At 44.8% G+C, this 18993-nt stretch carries 12 protein-coding genes; 4 read left to right on the top strand and 8 right to left on the bottom strand.

Going from position 1 to position 18993, the window contains the following annotated elements:
- Window positions 1–6 precede the first annotated feature (6 nt).
- From WS42_RS04185 to WS42_RS04160, 6 genes are all read right to left on the bottom strand, one after another.
- Window positions 7–582, bottom strand: coding sequence for a thymidine kinase (locus WS42_RS04185; RefSeq protein WP_013610642.1), 576 nt, complete (start codon window positions 580–582; stop codon window positions 7–9).
- A 173-nt stretch (window positions 583–755) separates the two neighbouring features.
- A complete protein-coding gene (gene glgP, locus WS42_RS04180) occupies window positions 756–5000 on the bottom strand; it encodes an alpha-glucan family phosphorylase (RefSeq protein WP_046450773.1) in 4245 nt (1414 codons plus the stop codon).
- A gap of 324 nt (window positions 5001–5324) precedes the next feature.
- The gene (locus tag WS42_RS04175) at window positions 5325–6656 is read right to left on the bottom strand and encodes a glycoside hydrolase family 57 protein (RefSeq protein WP_022160106.1); all 1332 of its coding nucleotides are present in this window, start codon (window positions 6654–6656) and stop codon (window positions 5325–5327) included.
- 27 nt (window positions 6657–6683) lie between these two features.
- Complete coding sequence (locus WS42_RS04170; RefSeq protein ID WP_046402894.1) at window positions 6684–7970, bottom strand: glycosyltransferase family 4 protein; 1287 nt, start codon at window positions 7968–7970, stop codon at window positions 6684–6686.
- Window positions 7971–8088: 118 nt separating this feature from the next.
- Window positions 8089–10044 carry an amylo-alpha-1,6-glucosidase gene (locus tag WS42_RS04165; protein WP_022160103.1) on the bottom strand — a complete coding sequence of 652 codons (1956 nt, stop codon included), beginning with the start codon at window positions 10042–10044 and terminating at the stop codon, window positions 8089–8091.
- A 21-nt stretch (window positions 10045–10065) separates the two neighbouring features.
- Window positions 10066–12072, bottom strand: a complete 2007-nt coding sequence (locus WS42_RS04160; RefSeq protein ID WP_022160102.1) for an alpha-amylase family glycosyl hydrolase — start codon at window positions 12070–12072, stop codon at window positions 10066–10068.
- 507 nt (window positions 12073–12579) lie between these two features.
- On the opposite strand from WS42_RS04160, the gene WS42_RS04150 reads away from it, so the two are divergent.
- On the top strand, window positions 12580–13197 hold the full coding sequence (locus WS42_RS04150; RefSeq protein ID WP_022160101.1) for a WbqC family protein: 618 nt from the start codon (window positions 12580–12582) through the stop codon (window positions 13195–13197).
- Between the two features lie 96 nt (window positions 13198–13293).
- On the opposite strand, the gene WS42_RS04145 is transcribed toward WS42_RS04150, so the two are convergent.
- Entirely contained in the window at window positions 13294–14085 is a 792-nt protein-coding gene (locus WS42_RS04145; protein WP_022160100.1) for a C40 family peptidase, read from the bottom strand.
- A 33-nt stretch (window positions 14086–14118) separates the two neighbouring features.
- Window positions 14119–15786, bottom strand: a complete 1668-nt coding sequence (locus tag WS42_RS04140) for a putative transporter (protein ID WP_022160099.1) — start codon at window positions 15784–15786, stop codon at window positions 14119–14121.
- Between the two features lie 128 nt (window positions 15787–15914).
- Here WS42_RS04140 and WS42_RS04135 point away from each other — a divergent pair, with 128 nt between their 5' ends.
- The 3 genes from WS42_RS04135 (at window position 15915) to WS42_RS04125 (ending at window position 18989) form a co-directional block, all read left to right on the top strand.
- A complete protein-coding gene (locus tag WS42_RS04135) occupies window positions 15915–16241 on the top strand; it encodes a hypothetical protein (protein WP_022160098.1) in 327 nt (108 codons plus the stop codon).
- Window positions 16238–17890: an ABC1 kinase family protein gene (locus WS42_RS04130; RefSeq protein ID WP_022160097.1), complete on the top strand. Its 1653-nt coding sequence runs from the start codon at window positions 16238–16240 to the stop codon at window positions 17888–17890. The genes WS42_RS04135 and WS42_RS04130 overlap by 4 nt, the downstream gene beginning before the upstream one ends.
- A gap of 73 nt (window positions 17891–17963) precedes the next feature.
- Entirely contained in the window at window positions 17964–18989 is a 1026-nt protein-coding gene (locus tag WS42_RS04125; RefSeq protein ID WP_022160096.1) for a threonine aldolase family protein, read from the top strand.
- The last annotated feature ends 4 nt before the right edge of the window (window positions 18990–18993 follow it).

Below are 18993 nucleotides of genomic sequence, written 5' to 3'. Positions count from 1 at the left end.
AACCGGTTATTGGTGCTCTTTTTTCATTAATTCGTTAAAACAATGCCGGCATATCGGTTCATAATCGTGCTTTTCTCCCAGCATCACCAATTTATCATTATCCGACAGACGATGGGAATGATGGGCCAAATTCCCGCAACGGACACAGATCGCATGTACTTTCGTCACATATTCGGCCACAGCCATCAAATCAGGCATCGGCCCGAAAGGTTTACCGGTATAATCCATATCCAGCCCAGCGACTATTACGCGGATACCGTTATCTGCCAATGTTTTACATACCGACACTATATTAGAATCAAAAAATTGGGCTTCATCGATTCCGACGACATCGACATCTCCGGTCAATAACAAAATATTACCCGAATTTTCCACCGGCGTACAACGAATCGTATTCGCGTCATGCGATACCACATCTTCATCCGAATAACGCACATCGATTTTCGGTTTAAATATTTCCACCTTTTGCCGGGCAAACTGTGCCCGCTTCAACCGCCGGATCAACTCTTCCGTCTTACCGGAAAACATAGAACCGCAAACCACCTCTATCCAACCGGCCCGATTAGTACTCTCCAAAAACATCCCTGATTCATTTTTAGTCGTGCAAAAGTATAAAATTAAGGGATTCCGGGACGGTTCTTTCTGTCAAAATTTACCGGAATAGGTTACAAAGGTTACAAAGATGGCTCAACCTCTGCCCCCTTGTAACTCTTGTAACCTTTTTAACTTTAATAACTGAAAAAAGAACGATCAGCTTACAGCCATTTTACCAAAGCAAAGTCCTGGCGATGGGGCAGTAATTCGCTTTTCGGGTAGATACGGATGGCCAGCATCAGCAATCCCGGAGAGTCGGCAGTCACATCGATGCGGTATCTGGCCACACTACCCACTTGTTCAACAGGGATAAAATCGTGTTTTTCGCGGATAACCTGGCGTCCGTCTTTCTGTTCGGCAGCCACCAATTCAACTCCTACTTCATGCATACTGAGTTCGCCGATCTCGAGTTTCACCTCTCCGTAATAAGATTTCCCCAAAGCGATGATCTGTTTGGAACGATTGGGCAGGTCCAATCCGACTAACTCGATATTATCCCATTCGCGGGAAATTTTCTTTTTCCATTCGGCAATTTCTGCCGCCATGGCGAAATCATTTTCGATCATCTTCTGATAGCGGGCAGACATCGAAACATAATATTGTTTTTCATAATCTTCCAGCATCCGGTTGGTCGTAAAATTCGAAGCCACCCTGGCAATAGTATTTTTGATATAGCTGATCCATTTAGGCGATAATCCGTTAGCATCCCGTTCGTAGAACAGAGGAGCGATCTCATCGTCGATAATGTTATATATCATTTCAGAATCCAATTCATCCTGCATAGCCTGATTTTCGAAAGTTCTTTCCATCGGCAACATCCATCCGGCATCTTTACGATATCCTTCGACCCACCAGCCGTCGAGCACGGAGAAATGCATAACACCGTTCATAGCAGCCTTTTCGCCACTGGTACCCGAAGCTTCCTGAGGCCGGGTCGGCGTATTCATCCAGACATCAACCCCTTGTACCAATTTCTTGGCCAGATCCATATCATAGTTAGGCAGAAAGATGATCTTACCCAGGAATTGCGGATATTTGGATACCTCGACAATCCGTTTGATCAGGTCCTGTCCGGCTTTATCGGCAGGATGGGCTTTCCCGGCAAAGATAAACTGCACCGGATGTTTGGGGTTATTGACGATTTCATCCAGGCGTTCGAGGTTACGGAACAACAGGTGAGCCCTCTTGTAGGTAGCGAAACGCCGGGCAAAACCTATGGTCAGAATATCGTCCCGCAAAGTTTCACGGATCTGAATCACCTGCCGGGGAGTGAAATAAGAGGCAGCCACCTCGTCTTTCAGCAATTCTTTTACATGATCGATCAGGCGCTTACGCAATTTGGTACGCACCTCATATACGACAGCATCGGGAACGGTATAGATTTGTTCGAAACATTTCTTATCGTAATGATGATTCTTAAAATCTTCACCGAACAAAGATTCTTCTATTTTCTTCCATTCGGGAGCCGCCCAAGTCGGATAATGCACCCCGTTGGTCACATAACTGATGTGCAACTCCTCGGCCATATATCCCGGCCACATGCCTTTGAAAATCTCTTTACTCACTTCGCCGTGCAACCAGCTAACCCCATTCACTTCCTGAGCCAGATTAGCCGCAAGGAAGCTCATAGAGAATTTCTCATTCGGATCGGCGACATTGATTTTTCCTAATCCCAACAGCTGTTCCCAGGAGATTTTCAGCCGATCGGCATAATGAGAGATGTAAGTACGCAGCATATTTTCCGAAAAGGCATCATGTCCTGCAGGTACAGGTGTATGAGTCGTAAACAAAGAAGATGCCCGCACCACTTCGATCGCTTCGGCAAAAGTCAGGCGTTCCTCGGTAATATATTCTTTCAATCTTTCCAGCCCGGTGAAAGCAGCATGTCCCTCATTGCAATGGTAAGTAGAAGCTTCGATACCCAGTTTTCGCAAGGCCTGAATACCTCCACACCCGAGCAAAAGTTCCTGTTTCAAGCGGTTTTCCCAATCTCCGCCATACAGATGGTGGGTGATACTCCGGTCTTCGGGCAAGTTATCTTCGAAATCGGTATCCAGCAGATAGAGCTCTATCCGGCCGACATCGACCCTCCAAATCCGGGCATATACATTCCGTCCCGGGAATACCAGACTGATGGTTTCCCAATTACCTTCCTTGTCACGTACCGGGGTTACGGCGATCTTCATAAAATCCTGAGCTTCGTATTCGGCTTCCTGATCACCCATAGCAGATAATTTCTGTGTGAAATAACCATAACGATACAATAAACCGACAGCCGTAATCTTCGTCCCTTTATCGCTGGCCTCTTTCAGGTAGTCACCGGCCAGGATTCCCAATCCTCCGGAATAGATCTTCAACGAAGTATGCAAACCATACTCCATACTGAAGTAAGCAACCCCATTCCCGGACATATGTTCTTTCGCTGCCATATAGGCTTTAAACTGAGCATATACTTCTTCAAGTTTATGCACGAAACCGGCATCATTTTCCAGTTCTTTATAACGAGCCAGGGAAATCGAATCCAACAACATGATCGGATTGTGACCGCAAGCCCTCCATTTATCGACATCGATCATCCGGAATAATTCACGAGCACCTTCATTCCAGGCCCACCAAAGGTTTTTGGATAATTCTTCCAGAGCGATCAGTTTTTCGGGAATAGAGCGATGGATCATCACACTGACCCAGCTGGGATTATTTACCGTGAGCTGTTTTTCGATATAAGATACCGATTCGTTCATATTGGCAGGCAGGTCTTTCAAGCGTACGCTGACCTGGTTCAAAGCGATCGTATAAGCCTGTTTATAATAATTGATCAGATTATCCCAAAGTGCAATCCGGGAAACATCTTTGGCATTGTCCCGGTCTTTCTGCATTTCAGTTTCTCCGACCTGTGTATAATTTTTTACCCATTCGGCGATAGCCGTAGCCACATTGGACGCATCACCGTCTTCGCGGTGAATAACTTCTATACCGGGATGATTCATATTATAATGTTCTTTCACCCACAGTCCGAATCCGGCCAAAGTGGTCGTAATGGTAGGCACTTTAAACGCCAGACTTTCGAGCGGAGTATATCCCCAAGGCTCGTAATAAGACGGGAAAGCGGTCAGATCCATCCCCACCAGCAAATCATAGTAAGGCATATTGAGTACCCCGTCATCTCCATTCAGATAACTGGGAACGAAGAAGATCTTCACTTTATCTTCCTCGGAATTACGCAATTTTTGTGCCCGGATACGGTTCATCACCGGATCGTTGGCACTATCGTTGAGATAATGTGTCAGATAAAGATCTGTAGAGGTAACGGCCTGATAAGGTAATTCCAGGTTATGCAGCAATTCCTTGTTTGCACCGGCATGTCCGGCAGGTACCAAAATAAAGGCCAACACCTCTTTACCGAGTCCGTTGTTACGATTCAATTGTCCCATGGCATCGATAAAGACATCGATTCCTTTGTTTTTAAACTCGTACCGTCCACTGATACCCAGGATCAAGGCGTCTTCGGCTACGGGACGCCCCAAAATCGCCTGTGCCACCTGAAGAAATTTTTCTCTTCCGGCCTTTCGTTTGCCTTCCCATTCGGCTTCGGAAGGCGTAAAGACATTCTCAAATCCATTGGGAGTAACCAGGTCTACTTCTTTATCCAGAAAATGAGCACATTCGGTAGCCGTGATCTCACTGACCGTAGTGAAACAATCGGCTTGATGTGCTGCGGTCTTCTCGAGAGACTGTTTGGAAATGACATTGAAACGACGTGCCAGTTCTTCGGGTACATAATTTTTCATCTCACTGTACAGGGGTAGATTATTCCCGGCTACACAACGGCCCAACACAGTGGCATGAGTGGTAAATACACATCCCACCTGAGGCATCGCACTTTTCAAATACAATAATCCGGCTCCCGTCATCCATTCGTGAAATTGGGCGATAATCCGCTGCCGGATAGAAGAATTAAAGCGAACGAAGCTCTCGATCACTTTCCCTGCTGCATATCCGAACAGGGCCGGTTCGATGTAATCCCATTGACCACTAATCGAATCGAGTTTATATTTTTCCCAAAAAGAAGCAAAAATTTCATCTTTCTGCGTAATGAACGTACTGAAATCAACCAGGATGACAATCGGTTTTCCAGCCACATTCCACCGTCCTACTTTAATACGCAAGCCTTCCTGGGCTGCTCTCTGCCGCCAGGACCTGAACAAACGGGGATCGTCGATAAATTCAGGATTCTGTTCGGTATAACGCCAGACATCGGGGCCGATTAAAATATGACTACTGCTGTATTCTTTTTCCATATTGAGGGCTTTGGTCGAAATCACCGTATGAATTCCCCCCACTTTATTACAAACTTCCCAACTTACTTCAAAAAGGTAAGCGGGATTCTTCAATTTATTGTTATCCATATTACTTTTGCGTGTGTTAAATGAGCCCCGAAGGTACATATTTTTATCCAAAAAGTTGATAATCAAAACCTAAAAAATCAAAATTCAGGAAATTCATTGTTCCTGCAATGCCTTTCCTGAATCGGTTTAGTTCATGAGCGATCAAGTTTATTAAGTCCCCGGACCTTGCGGGCACTTTTCTCTACGGCCGACCGGACCCGAAAGTCCCATAAAGAAGACGTCCGCAGGTTCTACACACTTTATGAACTTGAAGCAACGAAGGAGTAACCTGAAGAACTTTACGGACTAATTATACCGATCTTTTTCCGGCTTAGCCCGAAAAGCTTATTTCTTTTTGGTCGTCGTTCTTGCTTTTTTCTTCTCACTCCCGGTCTTTGGAGTTTCTTCCTTCGAAGTTTCCGGGACTTCGATTACTTTCCGGGTTTCTTTCGGTTCTTTTTCTTCTTTCGGATGTCTTGTCTTCTTCCGGTCCGTTTCTTCTTCTACCCTCCGTATAAAATCGCTCAGCACATTCATATAATTTATAAATGCCTCGTAAGGAGTGTCGTAGGGAGTAAAATATTGGTGTATCGCTCCATCAGAAAATAGCTTGGTGCACATATAATAGAAATGGTCACTAGCCTGTAAGCAATCGAAATCATGGGTAAGTACCGGATCTTTGAGCGCATTGACTTTATTTTTCATTTTATAAAGCTCCTCGAAAGCTTCATTCTGCAATTCATTTCCCAACCAGGCAGTGACATCCCGTTCTTCATCGGCCCATGAGATCGGGTAAGGGACATGCAAAGGAGCTACCGGTTGATGTTTTGCGGCAGCCTCTTTAGGAGTCAGAAATTCAAAATTGGTAGAAGCAAAAATCTGTGCCGGCAGAGCTGCTATAAAATCGAAAATCCCGGTATCGCCTCCCTGGTGTTCTCCCAAAGTTTCGTAGTCCATAAAAAGATTGACAATCTCTCCGTCGGCAGCATTCAGCCAGGAAGCATATTTATCGGCAGTCAGCGGCCATTGATCCCAACCTTTATCGGAAAAACGGAAAGCGATATCGTCGCTTAGTCTGAAATTTTTCAGCAACAGCTTCAATTTCGGATTAATCGAATTGGTATAGACATAATCCGGGCTCTTCCACCCCAGGATATGCCGTGCTCCTTCGGTCAGCATCGTTTTATATCCCATCCGGGCAACCATCTCACCAATCTCGTCGGAATAGATCAGTTCGGTATTCCGGAAAGTCACCGGTTTCACCCCGAATAATTCTTTCATCAGATCAGCATGTTGTTTCACCTGTTTTTTAAATTCGCCTTCATCCACCAGCGAAGCCAAGGAATGGGAATAAGTTTCGGCCAATATTTCGACACATCCGGTAGCCACCAATTCTTTAAAACTATCGATAACCTCAGGGGCATATTCACGGAATTGTTCGATAACCATTCCGGAGATAGAAAAGCTCACTTTAAAATTCTTTCCGTATTTCCGAATCAGCTCCAGCATCATCCGGTTGGCCGGTAAATAGCAACGGTCGGCCACTTTACGGGTAATCGTACGATTGGCAAAATCGTCGTAATAATCGCTATTCTTGCCTATATCGAAAAAATGATATTTTCTTAAACGTATCGGTTGATGCACCTGGAAATACAAACACAACGTTTTCTTATCCATAGTAGTCATATTTTAATTGTTATTGTTTTATCTTTTTAATTCTTCGTAAATCGTTTTTAAGAGATACGCTGCATTTTCCCATTTTAAAGTATTCACCTCATTCAAGCCGTATTTAGCTGCAAATTCAGCTAATGCCGGATACGCCAGCAAAGCATAGATAGCATCCGCCAAGGCATCGACATCCCAAAAATCAACCTTGATCGCATGTTTCAACACTTCGGCCACTCCCGATTGTTTAGAGATAATCGTAGGTACCCCCGAGCGCATCGCTTCCAGCGGAGAAATCCCGAAAGGTTCGGATACCGAAGGCATCACGTAGACATCACTGTGGGCAAACATCTTTTGCACATCCTGGCCACGTAAAAAACCTGTAAAATGAAATTTCGTTGCAATCTTCAGTTTAGCCACCCTTCGGATCGAGCGGTTCATCATATCCCCGCTGCCTGCCATGACAAAACGTACATTCGGATAACGTTTCAGCACTTTATTCGCTGCCTCGATAAAATATTCGGGTCCTTTCTGATAAGTAATCCGTCCCAGGAAGGTCACGACCTTTTCTTTTACCCCTCTCTCGACTTCCATTTCGGAATACGACTGAAAATCAACGGCATTATGTACCGTCACCACTTTATCCGGATTAATCCCATAGCGGGTAATGACGATATTCCGGGTTAGATTACTGACGGTCACCACCCGATCGGCTTCCAGCATCCCCTGCCGTTCCAGGTTATAGACCGTTTGGTTCACATTCTCACCACTACGATCGAATTCAGTGGCATGTACGTGTACCACCAGAGGTTTACCGGACACTCTTTTAGCAGCGATACCCGCAGCATAGGTCAACCAGTCGTGAGCATGGATCACATCGAACTGTTGTTGTCCTGCAATCGTAGCAGCAACCAGAGCATAACGAGCCACTTCTTCCATCAGATTAGCCCCGTATTTACCGGAAAATTGATATTTGTTCTTAAATTCAATCCGATTTTCTTCGCTTCCTTCCAGAACACTCTTATTCACTTCCCGGGTAAATGTCTCGGGATCCATATACGGCATCAGATTAGAGCCTACCTCCAGGAAATTGATATTTTTCCAATATTCCTCCACATCATGGTATTGGTACAAAGACTCCACATCACTGGCGTTAATAATTTTGGCAGCACTCTGATCTTCATCACCGCTCGCTTTCGGCATGACGAAGAGCACTTCAACTCCTTGTTTAGCCAATCCCCGGGTCAATCCCAGACATGCAGTTCCCAATCCTCCGGCAATATGAGGTGGAAACTCCCAGCCAAACATCAATACTCTAGTTTTCATATAATTATAATTAATTTTTTTTGCAATCGTGCGAAACCTTCCTTCCCCTTATCGTGTTTCCCTATCCGAAGTTTTCCACTTCATTCCTCTCGTCTGCCTCTTCCCCATCTATCATCTGTCATCTATCATCTTTACAAAACTTCTCCAGCAAAGCCATACTTCTCAGAATCTCCCCCACACTCCAGGCTTGCGATATACACCCATTCGGAGTATAAGGAGGATTTCCGTCATAAATTTCCCCGATAGAACAAACCCCATACACAGTCATATCTTCTTCGAAATTGGCCAATAATTCGCGGGCTGTTTTCGCAAATTTTTTCCCATAAAGCCGGAAATTAGCTTCGATATAAGGTCCGAGCAGCCAAGGCCAAACCGTTCCCTGATGGTAAGCTCTGTCCCGGGTTGCCTGATCTCCTTCGTAGGTGCCTTCATAGGCCGGATTCTTAGGTGCCAGTGTCCGTAAGCCTTTCGGTGTCAGTAATTCGTTCTTCACGACATCGAGCACGCCATGTTTCATCTCGTCCGACAACGGACTATATTCGAGCGAACAGGCGATGACTTGGTTCGGACGTACAAAAACATTCTGTCCGCCTCCATTGACAAAATCGGCCAAATAGCCTTTTTCTTCATTCCAGAATACTTTCAGGAAGCTTTCTTTTACTTTGTCAGGCATATCTTTCCACTCTTTCACGAACTTATTATCTCCGGCCTGCCCGGCCAGTTTCAGGGTGTAGCAAATAGCATTATACCAAAGAGCATTGATTTCCACCTGATAGCCTCCGCGTGGAGTAACCGGTACGCCATTGACAATGGCATCCATCCAGGTCAGTGCTTTTCCCGGTTCGTCGGCCCAGATCAGACCGTTATCCACCATCTTCACATATTCGTTGATTCCATCCCGGTAAGCTTTCAAAACGGCCTTCATCTTCGCCCCGTAGCTCTTCCAGACAGCAGCATCGTCCTGAACGGCTTCTCCATACTCCTGAACGGCTTTAAAAAACCACATCGGAGCATCGACCGAATTGTAGGAAGCATTTTTATCTTTACCGATATTCGGGAACAAACCGTTATTCAGCTGACGGATCATCGTGTCGAGAACTTCTTTACAAGTCCTGCCATCATTCGCCGCAGCCAGGGTCACTCCCGGCAAAGCAATAAAGGTATCCCTTCCCCATCTTCCGAACCAGGGGTATCCTGCCATGATCTCGGTTTCTTTTCCTCTTCTCACGATAAACTGGGAAGCCGAATATTTCAGACAACTCACAAAGCTATTACGGGGAGCCCTGTTATCCACCAATTTCTGGAATTTGGTTTTCAACCGTCCGGTAGACACCGCATCGACAGAAGCAGAAAAAATCACACTTTCCCCTTTCTTTATCGGAAATTCGAAATACCCCGGTACGAACAAATCTTCCCTGAAATCATATCCCCGGTTTTGTTCTTCTATGTATTCGATGTTATAATACCAGTCGGGAGTAGCGATAAACTCGTTCTTCTTGCTGATTTGCATATTCAGGTATGGAAAACCATTATACAATTTGGAACGGATCCCGTTTTCAACTTCCTGATATTTGGTATTGACCATCATATTCGCTTTCGACAAGCAATGGATATTCCGGTAAGCCAGGAACGGTTTCAATCTCAACGTCGTATCGGAATGGGCATCCAGCAAAGTATAACGGATCAGGACCTGAGGTTCGTTGTGTACCAGAATAATCTCTTTTTTGAGCTGTACGCCTCCCACCCGGTAAGTCAGGGTAAATACCGGTTCGTACTCGAAATCGACAATATATTTATGTCCCCGGGGTTCATAATTACCCGGATACTTATGGATACCCAAATTAAACTCACGTCCATGCTGGATGACCGTCTCGTCCAGGTTCGACAGCAACACATGATTCTCCCCATCGAATTCTTCTATAGGCAATATCAGTAATCCGTGGTACTTCCGGGTATTACATCCGATAATAGTAGAAGACATATATCCTCCTGCCCGGTTTGTCGCCAACACTTCCCGCTTCAGTGAATATTCCAGATTCACCAATTCATCCTTATTAAATTTCAAATAAGCCATAATAACGTCTTTATATCTATTTTATTTTTTCATTTTAAAGTTTTCCTCCTGCAATTGCAGGACAACAGCCGTACGGGAAGGAATATAGAGACTCAACCAGTTTCGTCCTTCCCGGTAAAGGGTAAAATGTTCCAGCCCGTCGTCGATCCGGTTAAAACCGGAGAACAACTGATTGTCGGTATCCAATACCGGCAAATATTTTCCCGCTTCCACCTCGAACCGATAGTCGGAGAATGAACTTTGGGGATTAAAATTAAAAACAAACAGATAAGCGCCTCTCCGGAAAACCAATATCTGTCTCTCATTATCTCTTACGACAGGCAGTGGGATAGGTTTAAAAAAGCCGTCTTTCTTTGCTAAAGAAATCATCGCTTTATCGAATTCGTTCAGAAAACGGAAACGCAAATCCTTGTCGTCTACCAGACTCCACAGCCGGCGGGCATGTTCGTAGCTCCAATTATTTCCTTCCCGGGGAAAATCGATCCATTCGGGATGGCCGAATTCATTCCCCATAAAATTCAGGTATCCGTCGCCGGCAGTGGCTATCGTCATCAGCCGGATCATTTTATGGAGCGCCATGCCCCGGTCGACCCGAAGGCTATGGTCGAAAACACTCATCGAAGTATAGATATCCTTGTCGACCAAACGGAAAAAGATGGTTTTATCCCCTACCATAGCCTGATCGTGGCTTTCGGCATAACTGATGGTATGCTCTTCCGGACGTTTGTTGGTCAGTTCGTAAAACATATCCCCGACATGCCACTCCTCATCTTTTTTATCTTCGATCAATTTGATCCAATAATCCGGTACTCCCATGCTCATACGAAAATCGAAACCTAATCCTCCCTCGCCGACAGGCATCGCTAAACCCGGCATACCGCTCATATCTTCGGCAATCGTGATCACTTCCGGATTCACCTCATGGATCAACTTATTGGCTAAAGTCAGATAGGTAATCGCATCTTCATCCTGATTACCGTCATAATAAAATTTGTATTCCGTAAAATCACGCCCTAAACCATGATCCCAATACAGCATACTGGTGATCCCATCGAAACGGAAGCCATCGAAATGAAATTCTTCCAGCCAATATTTACAATTCGACAACAAAAAACCGATCACTTCATTTTTTCCATAATCGAAGCAACGGGAATTCCACAATCGATGTTCACCCCGTTCACCAGGATAAAAATACTGGTTATAATCTCCGGCAAAACAACTCAATCCTTCGGCTTCATTCTTGACTGCATGAGAATGCACAAGATCCATGATCACACCGATACCGTATCCATGTGCCTCATCGATCAGACGTTTCAGGTCGTCGGGTGTTCCGAATCGGGAACTGACCGCATAAAAATTCGATACCTGATAGCCGAAAGAACCATAATAGGGATGTTCCTGAATCCCCATCAGCTGAATCATATTGTATCCCAGATCTACAATCCGGGGCAATACATAAGCCCGGAATTCATTAAACGTAGACACCCGGCGATTCTCCATGCTCATACCGATATGAGCTTCGTAGATCAAAGGATGCTCCCTTCTTCCTACGCCGGAATAACGCCACCGGTAGACTTGTTCGGGTTGCCAGACCTGCGCTGAAAAAATTTTAGTCAGATCGTCCTGTACAACCCGGTTTACATACCCGGGAATCCGTTCACCTCCTCCTTCGGGCCACTCTACCCAGAACTTGTAATCCATCCCATGCCAGAGGGCTTCTTCGGGTAATTCCAATTCCCAAACCCCTCCCTCCAGCCGGTGGAAGCTAAAATTCTCCCTTCGTTGCCAGTCATTCGATTCTCCGATCAGATAAATCGCCGTAGCATGAGGAGCCCATTCCCGGAATACCCAACCTTTTCCAGGAAGCCGGTGCAAACCAAAATAAAGATGATTATTAAAAATGTCGGCAAGTCTTTTTTTCCGGTTGGTAAATTCCAACTCTTTCAGCACACTGCGTTCATGGCGACGCCGGATAACAGGAAGAAAAGGTTCCAGCAAAGGATCGTTGACTGTGATATCAAATTTCATTTCATACCGTTTAAAATATTCCCCCGGTAAAATATTCACACCTATTCATCCATCACTTAATACTATCGCACCTACACCCCACACATTTTATTCATTAATTTCCTTTCACATCTCTGAAAATCTTGACCAAAGTTTACGATAAAATATTATTATTTCAGCTATTTTACCGGATACAAACAAACATTATACGCTCTATCAGCGGAAATGTTCCGGTTAACGGAGGAAAAAAGCAATTATTTTTTCCGATTCCGAAAAGAAATCCTCGATTAGACGTAGCTATGTTCAGTTCAATTCAGCATTCGAAAGATAGCAAGGAATCTGCATATTCACAAATTTTTATCAATATTTTAACGACAAAAATTTGCAAATTACACACTTGTTACTTTTAGATGACAATTTTTACACACTTCTGCTAAATTATTACGACAAATTGAGGAAAAATATACCAAACAGAGAAGTCAAAAAATATTTTACTATTTTTGCCTGTGCTCATTAAGCACATCTATTATGAACCCTTTTTTATTAACGACAGCCTATTTTCCACCGATAGCTTACTTCTCTTGTCTAAAAAAAGCAGAAGTAACCTATATCGAGCAATATGAAAACTTCGGCAAACAGAGTTACCGTAACCGTTGTGAAATCATGACCGCAAACGGCGTGATCGCATTGACCGTCCCGGTGGCCAAAGCCAACAGCAAAACCCTGATAAAGGACCTGAAAATCGTGTATCCGACTCCCTGGCAAAAATTACACTTCCGGGGTATCGAATCGGCTTACAAAAATTCTCCTTATTACGAATATTATATCGACGATTTAATGCCTTTTTTTGAAAAGCAGGAGACTTATCTTTTCGACCATAACCTGGCCATCTTAACGACTATACTGGATTTTCTGAAACTGAAACGGGATATCCGGCTTACAACGGATTATATCGCGATCGGGGACATCAATTACAGGGATCTGCGTAACGCTATCCACCCCAAAGCTTCCCATAGACAACCCGGTTGTGATTATATCCCGAAACCTTACCGCCAGACTTTCAGCGACCGTTTTCCATTTACCCCGAATCTGAGTATTCTGGATCTGCTTTTTTGTTGCGGACCGGAAGCGGGGGAAATGATTTGAAAAAAAAGAGTTGTAAGAGTTACAGAGTTAAAAGAGTTACAGAGTTACAGAGTTAGAAGAGTTGTATGAGTTAAAAGGGTTCGACTTTATGGCCTTTTAATCGTTCAGGATTCGTTTGATGACTTTCAGGTTATGGGTATAACGTTTCAAGTCTTCGTTGAAAATTCCCTGATGGTCGATTTTGTCCACCCGTACCCTCCCGGAAGCATGGATGATCCGGTTTTGTTCCCAAATGATTCCGACATGAGTGATCGCTCCGGTCTCGTCTCCGAAGAAAGCCAGGTCACCGGGCATCGCTTCTTCGAGGAAGGAATAATTCTGTCCGAGCGTCACCTGCTGCGAAGCATCCCGCGGCAAATCGATTCCCGCCATCCGGTAAACAATCTGGGAAAGCCCCGAACAATCGATCCCATAGGGTGATCGTCCTCCCCAAAGATAAGGCGTATTGTAATACATCAAGGCATAACCGATAATCAGATCCCTCAAACTATCGATGCCGACATCTTTCATTTTACTGACCAAAGTATAGGTATCTCCTCCGATCTGCATCTTTTTGGTCGTGGCATCGAAAAAAGGAAATACACTACCCGAAACCACCAATTTATTCCCGTAATCACCGTCTTTCACGACTATATTAAACACTTCCGTAGCCAATACAGGTACCTCGGCTTTGTATTTACCGATAAATTCTTCGGTGACTTCAAGATACATTTTCCGATCGATCCACCCCTCGTAACGATCATGCAACATCCTGACATATACCCATTTCTCATCCACCTCCAGTATTTCAAATACCTCACCGAAAAGAATCTGAGAAACCATCTCACTCCGTTCCGATTTTTCACTCCGCATGGGAACTATACTCAAATCTGCTATACCGTAAGACATAGGAATACTGAATTAATATACGATTGTGCAAATTTACAAAATAAGTATCAATAACTGGGCTGTTAAAACGCGTAAAAACATCGTTAAAGGATAAACGGTAGCATATCCCACTGCCGGCATATCATTTCCGGCAACACCATTCGAATAAGCCAATGCAGGCGGATCGGTGGTACTCCCGGCAATCAATCCCATCAAAGTGAAGTAGTTTATCTTATAACACCAACGGGCAATACTGCCGACTATCATCAGAGGCACGAAGGTAATGATAAACCCATATCCGATCCATGCAAAACCACCTTGGTTCACCACCGTATCCACAAATCCGACCCCTGCATCCAAACCGACACAGGCCAGAAACAAAGAGATACCGATTTCGCGCAACATCAGGTTGGCACTCATCGTCGTATAAGTAACCAATTTATAATGGGGTCCGAACTTACTGATCAAAATAGCGATAATCAAAGGTCCTCCTGCCAATCCCAATTTCACCGGTTGCGGAATTCCCGGAAAAGTAAAAGGTATACTCCCTAACAAAATACCCAAAGCGATCCCCAGAAAAATAGGTACCAGATTGGGTTCCCGCAACCTCCGGAGTGAATTACCCAATATTTTCTCTACACTTTTCACACTATCTTCCGTTCCGACAACCGTAACCCGGTCACCGATCTGCAATTCCAACCCCGGACTAGCCACCAAATCCACTCCGGCCCGGTTTACCCGGGTGATATTGACACCGAATCCTCCGCGTAAATGAAGTTGAGCCAGCATTTTTCCATTGATTTCCGAACGGGTAATCATGATACGTTTCGAAACCAATTTGGAATCCAGCTTCTCCCACTCAGAACGATGCATCTCTATTTTTTCACCGATAAAAGCGATTATCGCATCCATATCTTGCTTGGCAGCAATGATAAATAATTTATCTCCGGCCTGTAGATGTGTGCGTGAATAAGCGATCTCCAAATCATTGTTCTCGTGCAACACCCTGGAAATCACAAATTTCTTATCGATCAACGTAGCGACGGCCTCCACTTCTTTACCGAACAGAGCCGGATTTTTCACCCGGACGGAAACATGGGTCGCCCGTGCTTCCTTTTCTTCCAGCTGACTTTGGGCAGATTCAGTCTCTTTATCGAAAGAAATCCGGAAAATATAACGAATCAGGATGAGTGCTGCGATAATCCCCACCACACCCAAAGGATAAGCCACTGCATAGCCCATAGCGATTTCGGTACCTTCCTTACCGGTCATATCGAAATAAGCCTGTTGCGCAGCCCCCAGGCCCGGCGTATTCGTCACCGCCCCGGAGAGAATACCCACCATCGTAGTGACGGGCAAACCGGTAACGACATATAAAACACAGGTAATTGCAACACCCAATACAATCACCAATACCGCTAGTAAATTCAGGGTAAGCCCGCCTTTTTTAAAAGAAGCGAAGAAACCGGGTCCTACCTGTAAACCAACTGAATAAACAAACAAAATCAGTCCGAATTCTTTCAGGAAGTGCAAAGCATGCGCATCCATCCGCATTCCCCAATGGCTGAAAATAATACCGACGAACAGAATCCAGGTAATTCCTAAAGAAACACCTGCTATTTTTACTTTTCCCAGATATATCCCGATAAAGATAACGATAGCTACCAATAAAATCGAATGCCCGATTCCCGATCCGAAAAATAAAGTATGTATCCACTCCATATACAAATCATCTTAAATTTCTAAGAGCCTACAAAAATAGAAAATAATCTGCAAAATTTCTTCTTTGCAACTAAACACATCTTTTTTCGTTTAATATTTTGCAATCGACAATGCTTAAAGTAATCGGTATGACAAATGACTTATTATACTTGCTTTTACGGGCTTCCATCAATGCCTCGCTCAGTGACCGGGATGCTTTTATCGAAAAGGTATCCAAAATTATCGAACAACAGACTCATAAAGATCCGGAAGCAGCCCGTCGGCTCAGTGATCATATAGCAGGAGCTATGGAAGGGCTGAACAGCACTTTATTATTGCGTCAGTTATTCACTCCCCGCCGGGATAAAAAGCTTACTCAAACCCTCGATCAACTCACAACAGCTGTAGAAAAGCTGAATGCTTTACTGGAAGATTCTTCGTTTCCTCCCCAACCTTCTAAACCCGAAGAGCAATGAGAATTACAGATGTATACGTAGGGTATCTGAAGATCACCAGAATCATTCAAATCGGTAGTATTCTGGTCAAACACGGTTTTAAGGAAATGATTTCCCATACTTTTCTGGGGCGTCGTATCCGAAAGCGCCGTATCCGCCAACATAAACCAGTATATACCACCCAGGAACGGCTGCGGCTGACCATAGAGGATCTGGGACCAACTTATATCAAATTCGGTCAGATCCTGGCCGACCGGCCGGATATACTCTCCGAACGGTTCAGAAAAGAATTGAAGAAATTACAGACCAATGCCCTCCCTTTCGACGACCATCTGGCGATCCGCCTGATTGAAGATGAATTAGGGGCCGAAATCAAGGATGTTTTTTCAGAATTCAATCCACATTGTATCGCTTCGGCTTCTATCGGCCAGGTGTACACCGGACGTCTGAAAAACGGGAAAGACGTCGTGATCAAAATCCGACGCCCGAATATCGACCAGAAAATCAAACTAGACTTATACCTCATGCGCTATCTGGCCAAGAAATTAGCCCTGGAATACCCCGAAATGGCTGCCATCAATATCGTAGGAGTCGTCGACGAGTTCGGCGAAAGCATATTCAAGGAATTGAATTATTATAACGAAGCCACGAACATCCTGCGTTTCCGGGATATATTCAAAGACAATCCCCGGATCTACATTCCCCATGTCGACATGAAACATACGACCCACCGGATGCTCATTATGGAACGGATCTTCGGTATGTCGCCGGACGATCCGCTTCAGCTGAAGGCTGCCGGACTCGATCCGGTACAAATAGCCCTCAACGGAGCGGAAGCCTTGCTGATCATGGTCTTCAAGGAAGGTTTTTTCCATGCCGACCCTCATGCGGGTAATTTATTCATCCTGCCGGGCAATCGGGTTGCCTTTATCGACTTCGGGATGGTCGGAGCTCTCCGTCCCCGGGAAATGGATTTTCTGGCCAACCTTTCCATCGGTTTCGCCCGCCGGGATCCTATCGGCCTGGCCGACTCCATGATCCGGCTTTGTGATCAACGTTTTTTCGACCAACGGGACGATTTGATTTTCAGCCTGCAACAAATGATTAAACGCTTCTCCCAACTCCCGATCGAGAAATTCAATTACGCCAAGATGATCCAGGATTGTATCGACCTGATCACCAAATACGGACTTTGTCTGCCTACCGGTATTTTTATGCTGGCCAAAGCGTTGGCCACAATCCAGAAAGTGGCCGAACGTCTGGACCCGGACATCCCCTTTGCCAAGCTCATCATCCCTTACGCCAAAGAGGTTGTCATGACTCAATTTTCTCCGCGAAAGATGGCCGCCTCGCTTTTCCAAACCTTAAAAGGATATGCCACCCTCCTGCAAACCGCTCCGGGAGATATCAGCGAGATATTATACAAACTCAAACAAGGCGAAATCAAACACGAGTTACAAATCACGGATGTTCCTGAATTCCGGAAAATGCTCCGGAACGGAGCCTCACGGCTCGCTTATGCGATACTTCTGGTCGGCCTGTTTATCGGAGCGATCGGAATACTCGATAAACGCCCCGACCTGAAATACGGCCATTTTCTACTCTTTGTATCCTCTTTTTTAATTTTCATCGTTATGCTAAAATGGATACTCCGGAAAAAAAGGGATTAGAAGGGAAAGATTGGAGATTAGGGATTAATTTCATTATCTTTGAATCGTTTTATCTTTAATTCTAATTTTTATCATGATTCGAGGTTTTGGAAGCGATAATTTTTCAGGCGTATTACCGGAAGTATTCAAAGCACTGGAAGAGGCAGCCTATGGGCATCAGCATTCTTATGGAGAAGATGTTTATTCTGAAAAAGCCATACAGGATTTCAAAAATGTTTTTGGAGAAAATATCCGTGTATTTTTCGTCTATAACGGTACAGGGGCAAACATACTCAGCCTATCTGCCTTCACCCATTCCTATAACGCCGTTATATGTGCCGAAACCGCCCATATCAATGTGGACGAATGCGGAGCGATCGAGAAACAATCGGGCTGTAAACTACTGACCGTCCCAACTTTCGACGGGAAACTGACAACCGGTCTTATCCAAAACCACATGCACGGTTTCGGAGAACAACATCACTCACAACCTAAAATGATTTCCCTGACTCAATGTACCGAATTAGGGACGGTTTATACTCCTGCCGAATTAAAAGAAATTTGCGATTATGCCCATGCCCATCGGATGTATGTACACATGGACGGAGCACGTCTTTCGAATGCCGTCGCCTATCTGGGATGTGATCCCCGCGACATCACCTCCCGGGTCGGTATCGATGTATTGAGTTTCGGAGGTACTAAAAACGGGATGATGTTTGGAGAAGCTGTCGTCTTTTTCAACCCGGAAGTCGCCAAAGAGGTACAATATATCCGTAAGCAACTGATGCAACTTCACTCGAAGACCCGTTTCATCGCCGCCCAATTTTCGGCAGTCCTGAAACACAACCTTTGGCTAAAGACCGCCGGACATGCCAACCGGATGGCCCGGATGTTAGCCAACGAAGCGGCTAAAATCCCGGGAATCCGCATCACTCAAGAGGTGCAAGGCAATGAAGTATTCGCTATCATCCCCCGCGATAAAATAACCAAATTACAGTCGGAATGCTTCTTTTACATTTGGGATGAAAATGCCTCGGAAGTACGTTGGGTCTGCTCCTTCGACACGACAGAAAGTGATATTATCGAATTCGTCAATTTACTCAGAGCAGAAATCTGTTGAAAGG

The sequence above is a fragment of the Odoribacter sp. N54.MGS-14 genome, from assembly GCF_000980295.1.
Classification (GTDB): domain Bacteria; phylum Bacteroidota; class Bacteroidia; order Bacteroidales; family Marinifilaceae; genus Odoribacter; species Odoribacter splanchnicus.
This window is presented reverse-complemented; position numbering and strand designations above follow the sequence as displayed.

Excerpts from the sequence above, each read along its gene's own strand:
- WS42_RS04185 (WP_013610642.1), bottom strand. The coding sequence starts at position 582 with ATGTTTTTGGAGAGTACTAATCGGGCCGGTTGGATAGAGGTGGTTTGC.
- glgP (WP_046450773.1), bottom strand. The coding sequence starts at position 5,000 with ATGGATAACAATAAATTGAAGAATCCCGCTTACCTTTTTGAAGTAAGT.
- WS42_RS04175 (WP_022160106.1), bottom strand. The coding sequence starts at position 6,656 with ATGGATAAGAAAACGTTGTGTTTGTATTTCCAGGTGCATCAACCGATA.
- WS42_RS04170 (WP_046402894.1), bottom strand. The coding sequence starts at position 7,970 with ATGAAAACTAGAGTATTGATGTTTGGCTGGGAGTTTCCACCTCATATT.
- WS42_RS04165 (WP_022160103.1), bottom strand. The coding sequence starts at position 10,044 with ATGGCTTATTTGAAATTTAATAAGGATGAATTGGTGAATCTGGAATAT.
- WS42_RS04160 (WP_022160102.1), bottom strand. The coding sequence starts at position 12,072 with ATGAAATTTGATATCACAGTCAACGATCCTTTGCTGGAACCTTTTCTT.
- WS42_RS04150 (WP_022160101.1), top strand. The coding sequence starts at position 12,580 with ATGAACCCTTTTTTATTAACGACAGCCTATTTTCCACCGATAGCTTAC.
- WS42_RS04145 (WP_022160100.1), bottom strand. The coding sequence starts at position 14,085 with ATGTCTTACGGTATAGCAGATTTGAGTATAGTTCCCATGCGGAGTGAA.
- WS42_RS04140 (WP_022160099.1), bottom strand. The coding sequence starts at position 15,786 with ATGGAGTGGATACATACTTTATTTTTCGGATCGGGAATCGGGCATTCG.
- WS42_RS04135 (WP_022160098.1), top strand. The coding sequence starts at position 15,915 with ATGACAAATGACTTATTATACTTGCTTTTACGGGCTTCCATCAATGCC.
- WS42_RS04130 (WP_022160097.1), top strand. The coding sequence starts at position 16,238 with ATGAGAATTACAGATGTATACGTAGGGTATCTGAAGATCACCAGAATC.
- WS42_RS04125 (WP_022160096.1), top strand. The coding sequence starts at position 17,964 with ATGATTCGAGGTTTTGGAAGCGATAATTTTTCAGGCGTATTACCGGAA.